We start from the raw sequence: 10,876 nt of genomic DNA, 5'->3' as shown, positions 1-10,876 counted from the left end.
CCGCCCAGGCTCGCCATGCTGCCCGTTGAAACGCCGCTGGCCGCCGCTCCTGCGCGGCAAACCAGGCGACGAGACGGGCCTCAGCCCGTCGCCAGGCGGCGGAGGTCGTCGAGTTTGTCGGCATCGCGGATCGCGAGGTCGGTTCGCCAGCGGAGAATGCGCGGGAAGCGCACGGCCACGCCCGCCTTGTGTCGGCCGGAGGCCTGGATCGCCTCGAAGGCGAGTTCGAAAACGTGCGTCGRTTCCACCGAGCGGACGGGCCCGAAACGGTCGACGGTGTGCGCGCGGATCCAGCGGTCGAGACGGCCGATTTCATCGTCGTCGAGTCCGGAGTACGCCTTGGCGACCGGCACGAGTGCGTCGCCGTCCCATACACCGAAGGTGTAGTCRGTGAAGAGGCCGGAGCGGCGCCCGTGTCCCGGCTGGGCATAGAGCAGCACGGCGTCCACCGTGTAGGGGTCGACCTTCCATTTCCACCAGTCGCCACGTTTACGGCCGACACGGTAGGGCGAATCCAGGCGCTTCAGCATCAGCCCTTCGGTCTGGCGCTCGCGTGACTCGGCACGTACCGTCGCGAGCGCTTCCCATCGCTCGGCCGTGACGGCGGGTGAAAGCATCAGTGTGGGCCCATGGCCGGCGACCAGCGCCTCCAGCGTGGCGCGGCGACGGTGGAGCGGTTGCTCGCGGAGATCGTTGCCACCAAACTCCAGCACGTCGTAAAGCATCAGTCGCACCGGCGTGTCGGCGAGCAGCTTCGGACCTGGCTTGAGCTTGCCGATACGTTTCTGCAAGGCGGCGAAGGGTAAGGGCTTATCGCTGTCGAAAGCCCACGCGAGGATCTCGCCGTCGAGGACGCAGCCGTCGGGAAGTTCGAGCGCAGCCCGCTCGATTTCGGGAAAGCGGCCATCGAGCCGTTCTTCACCGCGCGACCAGATGAGCGCGCCGCCGTCGCGTCGCATCAGCTGTGCGCGGATCCCGTCCCACTTCCACTCGGCCAGCCAGTCCTTGCTTTCGCCCAGGCTGGCGACATCGTGCTCCAGCGGTGAGGCGAGGAAGAACGGGTAGGGCCGTTCCCCGGCATGCTCGTCGTCGCGCTCGGGCCCGGCGAGGGCCTCGAAGGCGGCGGCGCCGGGTTTCCAGGTGCCGGTCAGGCGGTGTGCAATGAGGTCCGTCGGTAGCGACGACCACTGCGCGATGGCTTGCACGACGAGGCGGTGCGACACGCCGACGCGCAGCGAACCGGTCAGAAGCTTGTTGACGAGGAACAGCTGATCCCGGGGCAGCGCGTGCCACCATGCGCGCAGGACGTCCATTCGCTCGACCGATTCCAGCTTTCCAAGGGACGGCAGCCGCGTTTCCATCCACACGTGCAGTGGTGTGTCGTCGGCAGTTTCCTCGGGCGCCGGCAGCATCAGCGCTACCGTTTCGGCGAGGTCGCCGACATGCGCGTAGCAATCGTCGATAAGCCAGTCCGCATAGCCGGTTTCGGCAGCGAGGGCGAGGCGGAGCTCCGTCGACGTGGCGGTGCGTTTCAGTTTGCCACCACCAAGTACGTACACCGCCCACGCAGCGTCTTCGGGCGGAGCGTCCCTGAAATACGCGGCCATCGCATCGCGTTTGGCCGACGTGGAAGCGGTGCGGTCGAGTGCCTCGAATAACACGGCAAAGCGGCGCATCAGTCGCCTTCCTCGCTGTCGCGCACGTCCGACACCGTGCCACCCAGCGAGCGCAGCGGGCGTGCATCGTGCCCGGTGTCGCGCAGATGACGAATGAGCGCTTCGCCATCGCCGTGCGTCACGTAGATCCGCTTCGCGCCACAGTCGCGCACGCTTTGCAGCAGACCCGGCCAGTCGGCGTGATCGGAAACCACGAAGCCACGGTCGTAGCCGCGACGACGCCGTGCGCCACGCACCTGCATCCACCCCGAGGCAAATCCCGTGGACGCCTTGGCGAAGCGACGCATCCAGGGCGAACCCGCGGCTGACGGTGGCGCCATGACCAACTCGCCGGCGAAATCCTTGCCTCGCGCGGACTCGCTCACAGCCTGGGTGGGAAGCATGCGAACGCCGGCCTCGCGATACGCCTCGACCAGCCGTAGCATCGCGCCGTGGAGGTGGACGGTGCGGTCGCTGCGCGCGGCGAGCTCGGCGAGAATGCGCTGGGCTTTGCCTAACGCATAGCAGAACAGGACGGCGGGCACCGCGCGTTCGGCGCACTCTTCAAGCCACGCCAGCATGTCGTCGATGACCGTATGCATCGGCGGCCAGCGGTAGATCGGCAGGCCGAAGGTGGATTCGGTGACGAACACATCACAGGGCACGGGCTCAAAAGGCACGCACGTGGGATCGGGGTCGCGTTTGTAGTCTCCGGACACGACGGCGACCAACCCGCGTCCCTCGATCCGCACCTGTCCGGCGCCGAGTACGTGACCGGAAGGATGCAGCGAGAGGCGTGTGTCGCCCATCGTGAACGACTCGCCATACGCATGGTCGCGGATCGTCGCCGTCGCGCCCAGGCGTTCGCGCATGAGTCCGATGCCGGCGCTGGCAACGTGATACAGCGCGCTACCCGAACGCGCGTGGTCGCCGTGGGCGTGAGTAACTACGGCGCGAGGCACCGGCAGCATGGGATCGATGAAGAAATCGCCCGCCGGGCAGTACAGGCCTTCGGGGCGCGGTAGAAGCAGATCGCTGTCCATCGCCGAACAGTAGGAGGCAAGTCGTCAACGCAGCGACAAGCTCCATGCAGGAGCCGATTCATCGGCGATAAACAGCTTGCCCCAACTCCCATCGCCGGCATAGCCGGCTCCCACACAAAGGTCGGACCCTTCAGGCGACGAACTGCAGCCTCGCCAGTTCGGCGTAAAGACCGCCTTCACGCAACAAGGTCTCATGGGTGCCTTGGGCGACGATCCGTCCGCCGTCCATCACGACGATGCGGTCAGCGCGTTGCACGGTCGCCAGACGATGGGCGATGACCAGGGTGGTGCGGCCCTTCTCGAGGCGCTCGAGGGCGTGCTGGATAGCCGCCTCGGATTGGGCGTCGAGTGCCGACGTGGCTTCATCGAGCAGCAGCAGCGGTGCATCACGCAGGATGGCGCGTGCGATGGCGATGCGCTGCTTCTGTCCGCCGGAAAGACGCACGCCGCGCTCGCCGAGCAGGGCTTCGTAGCCTTCGGGAAGGGCCTGGATGAAGCCATCGGCTTCGGCCAGGCGCGCCGCTTCGCGCACCTCGTCGTCGCTCGCGTCCTCGCGACCGAAGCGGATATTGTTGGCGGCGCTGCCACCGAAGATCACGGTCTCCTGGGGTACGAGGGCGATCGCGCCGCGCAGTTCGGGAAGCGCCAGCGCACGCAGCTCGACGCCGTCGAAACGGATCGAACCCGACACCGGATCGTGGAAGCGCAGCAGCAGACTGAACACCGTGCTCTTGCCGGCACCCGAGGGGCCGACGAGGGCGACGGTTTCGCCAGGCGCGATCTCGAGATCGAAATCGGACAGCGCAGCCACGTCCGGTCGTGAGGGATAACGGAATTCCACGTGGTCGAAGCGAAGCGCGCCTGTTACCGGCGTCGGTAGCGGCTCGGGCGCGTCGGGTGTGGCGATGCTCGCCTTTTCCGCGAAAAGCTCGCCAATGCGTTCCATCGCACCGGCCGCCTGCAGCACGTCTCCCCATACTTCCGACAACCCGGCGACGGAGCCGGCAGCGAAGATGGCGTACACCACGAACTGGGTCAGTACGCCAGGCTCGAGTTCCCCGGCGATGACATCGCGAGCACCGGCCCAGAGCACCAGGGTGATCGCGCCGAAGATCAGCACGATCACCGCGGCGGTCAGCATCGAGCGCATGCCGATGCGGCGACGCGCCGTGGCGAGTGCGAGGGCGATGGCGTTCGCATAGCGACGGCTCTCGACCGGCTCGCGGGCATAGGCCTTCACCGTCTGCGCCGCATTGAGCGTCTCATTCGCGACGGCGGCGGCATCGGCCAGGCGATCCTGGCTGGTGCGCGACAGCTTCTGCACCCGACGGCCGAAGACGAGGATCGGCAGCATCACGGCGGGGATGACCAGGGCCGTGAGGCCGGCCAGGCGAGGACTGGTCCAGGCCATGGCCGCTGCCGAGCCGATGAGCATGACGGTACTGCGCAGCGCCACCGAGATGCCCGAGCCGACCAGGGTCTGCACCAGTTCGGTATCCGTGCCCAGGCGCGAGGTGAGCTCGCCTACGCGGGTGCTTTCGTAGAAGCCGACATCGAGATGGATCACGTGCCGGTACAGCGTGCTGCGAAGGGCGGCGAGCGAGCGTTCGCCGAGCAGGGCGATGAAGAAGTAGCGCGCCGCGGTGGCAAGGGCGAGCACCACGGCGACCCCGAACAGGCCCAGGAAGGTCCCGTTGATCGTCGCCAGGTTCGAGGCAAGGAAACCCTTGTCGACGATATGGCGCAAGGCGACCGGAACTAATAGTGAGGCGCCGGAGGAAATGCCGAGGAAGACCAGCCAGCCGACGGCCAGGGCCTTGTGGGGCTTGAGGAAGGGCCAGAGATTGCGCAGTGCACCGATGTTCCGTGACTTCTCCCTGCGTTCGGTGGTCATGCGCCGCTCTTTGCTATGGTCATTCGCCAACGGATGGGGCCGGCCGGTGCAGTATTCAATCGAGCCGGCGCGGCTGGATGCGCCCCCGGCTGAGGTCGACCATGCGCGCGGCGATGGCGTCGAGGCGGTCCGCCGGGGCGAGCACGGTCAATTCCGCCCCGTCGGCGACGAAGATCTCCTGTTCGATCACCCCGTCCATCTCACGGATCCGTGCCGTGACGAGCGCCAGCTCGGCGAAGTCGCAGTGGATGAACAGCCGACCCGTCGCGACGATCGCCACGCGGGGGGCGAGGCGCAGGCATTCCGCCGCTGTGCCGCCGTAGGCCCGGGCGAGTCCGCCCGCACCCAGTTTAACGCCGCCGTACCAGCGCGTGACCACGACGACCACACGGTCACAGCCCTGGCCGTCGATGGCCTGCAGCATCGGGCGGCCCGCCGTGCCGCCGGGCTCGCCGTCATCGTTGAAGCGGTAGGCATCGCCGATGCGATAGGACCAGCAGTTGTGCGTCGCCGCCGTATCGCTGACGGTCTCGATGAAGGCGAGTGCCTCCGTGATACTGCCGACCGGCGCAGCCTGGGCGAGGAAGCGGCTCTTGCGAATGTCTTCCTCGTGCCGCCAGGGCGACGCGAGGGTTTCCAGCGGGGCGTTCAAGGGTTCAGGTCACGCAGGTCTTGGGGCAGGTCGTAGTGCGGATAGCGTTGGCGAAAATCTTTCAGCTCGCGCAGGGCCCGGGCACGGTCGCCGCTGCCCAGAAGGCGGCGGATTTCGCCGATGCGGTCGTCCGGACCGAGGCTGGCGGCGCTGTCTGCTTCGACACGCGCCGGGGCAGACATCGTCTGGCGCAGCATGCCGGAAGCTGCCGGACGGGCCATCTCGTACTGCTCTGACGCAGGTTGCTGCGGTGCCGGGGCAGGGGCGGCGGAAACGGTGACTGGCTCGGGAGCGGGCGGCGACGCCGGAGCGGATGGTGTGGGCGGTTCTGGCGGTGCGGCGGGGGCGGGCGCAGACGGTGGCGGTGGCGCCAATACGCTCTTCGCTGCGAACGTAGGTATCGCGGTGCGAGCGACGTGTGCGCGTAGCGTAGGTTTCGCCGCTGAAGCGGCTCCCACAGAAACAGCAGGTTCGCGTGCCGCCGGTGTAGGAGCCGCTTCAGCGGCGATGCTCTTCCCCGCCAGCTTGTCCGCAGCAACCGGCCATGCGGCTGGGGCTGCGGCCGGGGGCATCGACCTTGGCGCAGGCTGCTGTTCGCGAACCTGCCAGGCGACGCCTACGGCGAGGACGAGCACCGCGGCGGATGYCATGGCAACGGGCCAGCGTGGACGACGATTCACCGGTGTCGCACGCGCGGCTTCGGCGAGAACGGCCGCATCGAGGGATGCGTCCGGTTCGACCTTGGGCAGGCGTGCGTACAGCGCGGCGAGTTCGTGCTCGTCGGGCAGATCGTCGTCGCTGGGCGGGGGAGTGGTCGGGTTCATGTCATTCGGCAACGAGTTCGCGGATCCGGGCCATGGCGTAGCGAAGCCGCGATTTTGCGGTTTCACGGCCCACACCGGTGACGGCGGCGATGTCCTCCAGGGAAAGTTCGTTCTCCATGCGCAGCACGAAAGCCGTGCGCTGTTCGTCGGGCAGGCTCTCGATGGCCCGCTGCATGCGCCGACGCAGTTCGAAGTCCGACAGCGCGTGCTCGGGTTGTTCGCGTTCCGGTGCGGCCTGTGTCGCAAATACGGCTTCGGTTTCCTCCGCACCGGCCTGTGGCCGTTGCTTGCGGAAGCTGTCGATCGCCAGGTTGTGCGCGATCTGCAGCAGCCACGTGCTGAACTTCGCTTCGACACGATAGCGCTGACGGGCCGCAATCACACGGCTCCAGGTTTCCTGGAAGAGCTCGTCCGCGGCCGCGCGATCCTTCACTGTCTTGAGGAGGAACCGGTAGAGCGGGCCCTTGTGCCGCGCGTAGAGCTCCGTGAAGGCAGCCGCGTCCCCACCCACCCAGGCGAGCATCAGTTCGCCATCGTCGGCCAGGGGTGCATCCATGGCCGGGGAGGGTAAGGCATTCGGGTGGTATTCGGCGATGGGCAGGGTCGTGGTTCCGTTGGATCGCCTCAGCGAATGAACGCCCCGGCCACCGGCTGCTCGGTCTGCATCCCGCCCGCCAGCGCCGCCAGCCTCGCCATACCCGCGCGGTAGCCGCCCTCGTCCTTTCCAATCGACTCACGTGCCAGTGCGGCCGCCTTGTCGTACCCGAAGCCATCGACGTATTTCCCGCCACGCAGGTTCTCGGCGAAGGCAGCCACGGCGGCGGCGAAGCGCAGTCGTTCGCTGGGTGCCGTGGCGACGCGTGCGGACAGCGGCTCTTCGATCAGCTTGCTCGTGTCGCCATCGGGTGCCTTGTAGCGAAGACGGAGGAAGGCCAGCTCGTTGCCTTTCGCCGCAGTTGGCGCCTCGCTGCCGTAGCGCAGGGGATCGATTCGGGCGCCTGGCGCACCCTTGAGCGTGATCTCGTAGAGCGCGGTGACATTCGCCCCGGCGCCGATCTCGCCCGCGTCGACGGCATCGTTGTTGAAGTCCTCACGGGCCAGTACGCGCTTCTCGTAACCGATGAGGCGGTATTCGGCGACCACTCCCGGATTGAACTCGACCTGGATCTTCACATCCTTCGCGATGGTCATCAACGTGGCCGACATCTCGTCGACCAGGACACGCCGGCCCTCGTCCAGGCTGTCGATGTAGTGATGACTGCCGTTACCGACATCGGCGAGTTCCACGGCCATTTCGTCGTTGTAGTTGCCCTCGCCAAAGCCGAGCGTAGTCAGTGCGACGCCGCTCTTGCGCTTCTCGGCGATGCGATCCTTGAGTGCCTGCACACCGGTCAGACCGACGTTGAAATCGCCATCCGTCGCGAGGATGACGCGGTTCACGCCGCCCTTGATGTAACCCTTCGCTGCCTGCGCGTACGCAAGGTCGATGCCTGCGGCGCCGTTCGTGGAACCGCCGGCACCCAGTGCATCGATGGCGGCGGTGATTGTCGCGTGCCGATCGCCCGGCGTGGAGGGTAGTGCCACRCAGGTGGCACCGGCATAGGTCACCAGGGAGACGCGGTCCTGTGCGCGGAGCTTCGGCACGATCTGCTTCAGCGACGCCTTCAGCAAGGGGAGCTTGTCGGGCTCGTCCATCGACCCGGAGACGTCGACGAGGAAGACCAGGTTGGCAGCGGGGATCTCGCTGGGTGGCACCTTGTAGCCCTGGATGCCGACCATCAGCAGCTGGCGGCTGCTATTCCACGGCGCGGGTGCCAGTTCGGTGGTCACGCTGAAAGGCCGCGAGCGGTCCGTCGGCGGTGCATAGCCGTAATCGAAGTAGTTGATGAACTCTTCCGTTCGCACGGCGTCCGCGGGGGGCAGGCGTCCTTCGTTGAGCATGTGTCGCACGTTGGTGTACGAGCCGGTGTCCACGTCGATGCTGAAGGTCGACACCGGGTCGTCGGCGGCGAGGTGCACCGCATTAGCGTCGCGATGTCTGTAGTTGTCGCGATCCTCAGGCTGGGCTGGCGCGAGCCCGAGGACGACCACGCCCCCGCCGACCCGCGGCCGCATGACCTGGGACTTTGCCATGGCCGGCGAAGCAGCGACCCGRCCGATCGCATCCGCTTCCGCGACCGGTTCGGGAGCCGGCGCCGCGGCGGGCGCAGGCAGTGACATCACGCGCGCCACGGGCGCGACCTGCCGCGCGACCATCGGGATCGGAAAGGGGCGTCCGGGCCCATAGCCGCGAACGGCTTGCTCGCAGGGCGCGTCGTTGATAACGGCCGGCTCAGCCGCCACGCGCTGGCGGGAGGATCCATCGGAAGCGGCGCTACCCGCGGCGGCGACGAGCCCGGCAAACAGCAGTGGAAGGGTGATGCGTAGCCTATTCATCGTGCGTGGCCTCGTGGGGGACATGCAGATGAAACGTGGCCAGCGCGAAAAGGGGTTAAATCGCGTTCGACGATATGTCCGGGACGACTCAGGCGCGCGAGGGCTCCAGCCGCGCATCGCCTTGCGCGCCGATGCGGTTACGTCCGGAATTCTTCGCTCGGTAGAGCGCGCGGTCGGCGGCGTTGAGCAGATCCAGCGGGCCACCGTTGGCATTGGCCAGCAAGGTGGCGACGCCGATGGTGATGGTCAGCACGCCGAACGGGCTCAGCGGATGCGCGATGCCTTGCGCTTCAACCTGCGAACGCAGGTCTTCGGCTAGTGCCACCGCGTCAGGCAAGCGGGTCCCGGGAGCGATCACGGCGAATTCCTCGCCGCCGAAGCGGGCGATGAAATCGCCGGCACGCAGGCCGCGACCGGAGAGGACGGAAGCCAGCGCACGCAGACAATCGTCGCCGGCAAGATGGCCATAGCGGTCGTTGTATTCCTTGAAGAAGTCCACGTCGACCATCAGCAGGGCGATCGGCTCGCGCTGGGCGGGTCGGTGCCATTCGCGCAGGAGGCGTTCGTCCAGCGCGCGACGGTTGGCCAGCCCGGTCAGGCTGTCGGTGAACACCAGCCCCTGCAGCTCGTCGCGGCTGCGCGAGAGGCGGTATTCCTCCTCGACGAGATCGACCTGGGCCAGCGTACCGCGCAGGCCGATGCCGATCACCGCGGCGATCGCGCCACCGATACCGAGCGACGGATAGACCGGAATGACCATCAAGCCGAAACCCAGYACGCTCATGGCGAGGAAGGTCGGACTGGCGCTCTGCACGAAGCGGATCAGATACACCGGTGGGTGCCAGTGTCGCTGGGGTTGCCGCGTCATCGTGACGATGAACAGCGCGAGGAAGGGCAGGTCGAGCAAGGCATCCCAGGACGACGTGCCGAAGTCGGGATGGCCGTTGAGGGCGACGTAATGGTTGTACGAGAAACCGGATATCGCGTACACGACGAAGAACGCCATGACCGCGCGGAAAAACGCGTGATCGTCGGCGCGGTCGGTGGCGACGAAGCGCAGCAGCGCGGCGACGGCCAGGCACACGTTCTCGAAGTCGAGCATGTAGGCCACGTCGACGGCTTGCTGGGGGCCGACCGCGCCTTCCAGGGTCACGATGGAGAACGTGCGGATGTAAAACAGCACGCCGAGAAGGCCAGCCAGCACCAGGTCGATCGCCATCGCCCACTTCTTGCGTGCCGCGACCGGTGCGGAGGAAACGGCGACGAGCACCGGCAGCACGTACAGGATGTAGAAGAACATGCTGTCGCCGGGAGCGGGGTTGGAATTGTCCAGCACGTAGTTCTGCCTGGCCGACAGCGACATGCCGATTGTCCATAACCCCAGGCTCGCCAGCAGCAGCCACCAGCGGTGGTCGCGAGGGGTGCCTGACCGCATCCAGGCACGCCACGCGCTACCCATGGCAAGGGCGGCGACCGAGAAGAAAAACGTGTACGAGATCGCCATGCCGCTGGCGGGCAGGACGGCCAGCGCGGCCGCGTGGGCTGCGACGATGGCCGCCGCGGCGATGAGTGCTTTCATGGCGTGACTCCCCCGACCTGCAACGCACTCATCATATCGGCCGTGGAAGCAAGAAGTTGAGGTTTACTTCCGCCGCACCACCTCTTCGATGTCCTGCGTTTCGAGGACGGTCTTCGGATAGCCGTGCCGTGCCAGCGCGAGCAGGGCACGGCCGATCGTTTCCGTGGTTGCCACCTTATGCGGCATGAGTGCCCGGAAAAGGGGCAGTATCGGAGCCAGTAGCGGGTAAATCATCCGGTAGGCACGCGTGCGGGATCGCGCGCCGTGCCTGGCCTGGATGATCCCGGGCCGGATGACGTGGGTGCGTTTGAACGGTAGCCGTGCCAGGGCATTTTCGGTACGTCCGCGGACCCGAGCCCACATCGTTTTGCCGGATTCGCTGCTATCGGCACCGGCGCCGGACACATAAACGAAGGACATGCCAGGGTTCAATCGGGCAAGCGTGGTCGCAGCGCCCAGGGTCATGTCGTAGGTGAGGTGCGTGTAGGCGGCCTCGTCCATACGGAATGAGCTCACGCCAATGCAGAAGAAGCAGGCATCGAAACCGCCGAGACGATCCTCGATGGCGCGATAGTCGAAGAGGTCGGCGTGGACCAAGTCGGTGAGCCTGGGATGGCTCTCGCCGCTGGGTGATCGCCCGATGGCGACCACCTCGCTCACGTCGGGCGCCAGCAGGCACTCGCGAAGCACACCCTGGCCGACCATGCCGGTGGCGCCGAACAGCAGGATCCTCATGGGTGTGTCCTCAGTAGGCAGGAAAGGCGGGAAGGGCGGCGGTGGCGCCGATATCGGT

At 66.9% G+C, this 10,876-nt stretch carries 9 protein-coding genes; all 9 read right to left on the bottom strand.

Annotated features, from left to right (window positions below; all coding sequences use genetic code 11):
* Positions 1-80: 80 nt before the first annotated feature.
* The 9 genes from AC1DSN_RS12335 to AC1DSN_RS12295 all read right to left on the bottom strand — a co-directional run bounded on the left by AC1DSN_RS12335 (position 81) and on the right by AC1DSN_RS12295 (position 10,818).
* Complete coding sequence (locus AC1DSN_RS12335) at positions 81-1,676, bottom strand: ATP-dependent DNA ligase (RefSeq protein WP_477330901.1); 1,596 nt, start codon at positions 1,674-1,676, stop codon at positions 81-83.
* The gene (locus AC1DSN_RS12330) at positions 1,676-2,698 is read right to left on the bottom strand and encodes a ligase-associated DNA damage response exonuclease (RefSeq protein WP_477297492.1); all 1,023 of its coding nucleotides are present in this window, start codon (positions 2,696-2,698) and stop codon (positions 1,676-1,678) included. The genes AC1DSN_RS12335 and AC1DSN_RS12330 overlap by 1 nt, the downstream gene beginning before the upstream one ends.
* Positions 2,699-2,828: 130 nt before the next feature.
* Positions 2,829-4,592: an ABC transporter transmembrane domain-containing protein gene (locus AC1DSN_RS12325; protein ID WP_477330899.1), complete on the bottom strand. Its 1,764-nt coding sequence runs from the start codon at positions 4,590-4,592 to the stop codon at positions 2,829-2,831.
* A 55-nt stretch (positions 4,593-4,647) separates the two neighbouring features.
* Positions 4,648-5,244, bottom strand: coding sequence for an IMPACT family protein (locus AC1DSN_RS12320; protein ID WP_477297490.1), 597 nt, complete (start codon positions 5,242-5,244; stop codon positions 4,648-4,650).
* Positions 5,241-6,068 (bottom strand): hypothetical protein, encoded by an 828-nt coding sequence (locus AC1DSN_RS12315; protein ID WP_477330897.1) that lies wholly within the window; start codon positions 6,066-6,068, stop codon positions 5,241-5,243. The genes AC1DSN_RS12320 and AC1DSN_RS12315 overlap by 4 nt, the downstream gene beginning before the upstream one ends.
* 1 nt (position 6,069) lies before the next feature.
* Positions 6,070-6,624 (bottom strand): RNA polymerase sigma factor, encoded by a 555-nt coding sequence (locus AC1DSN_RS12310; protein WP_477295917.1) that lies wholly within the window; start codon positions 6,622-6,624, stop codon positions 6,070-6,072.
* Between the two features lie 68 nt (positions 6,625-6,692).
* The gene (locus tag AC1DSN_RS12305; RefSeq protein ID WP_477295916.1) at positions 6,693-8,504 is read right to left on the bottom strand and encodes a vWA domain-containing protein; all 1,812 of its coding nucleotides are present in this window, start codon (positions 8,502-8,504) and stop codon (positions 6,693-6,695) included.
* Positions 8,505-8,592: 88 nt separating this feature from the next.
* Positions 8,593-10,083, bottom strand: a complete 1,491-nt coding sequence (locus AC1DSN_RS12300; protein ID WP_477330895.1) for a GGDEF domain-containing protein — start codon at positions 10,081-10,083, stop codon at positions 8,593-8,595.
* Positions 10,084-10,146: 63 nt separating this feature from the next.
* A complete protein-coding gene (locus tag AC1DSN_RS12295; RefSeq protein ID WP_477295914.1) occupies positions 10,147-10,818 on the bottom strand; it encodes an NAD-dependent epimerase/dehydratase family protein in 672 nt (223 codons plus the stop codon).
* Between the last annotated feature and the right edge of the window lie 58 nt (positions 10,819-10,876).

It is taken from the genome of Luteibacter sp. P4_D7_3 (assembly GCF_056401735.1).
Note: the sequence above shows the minus strand (reverse complement) of the source record. Positions and strands in the feature narration are given on the sequence as shown.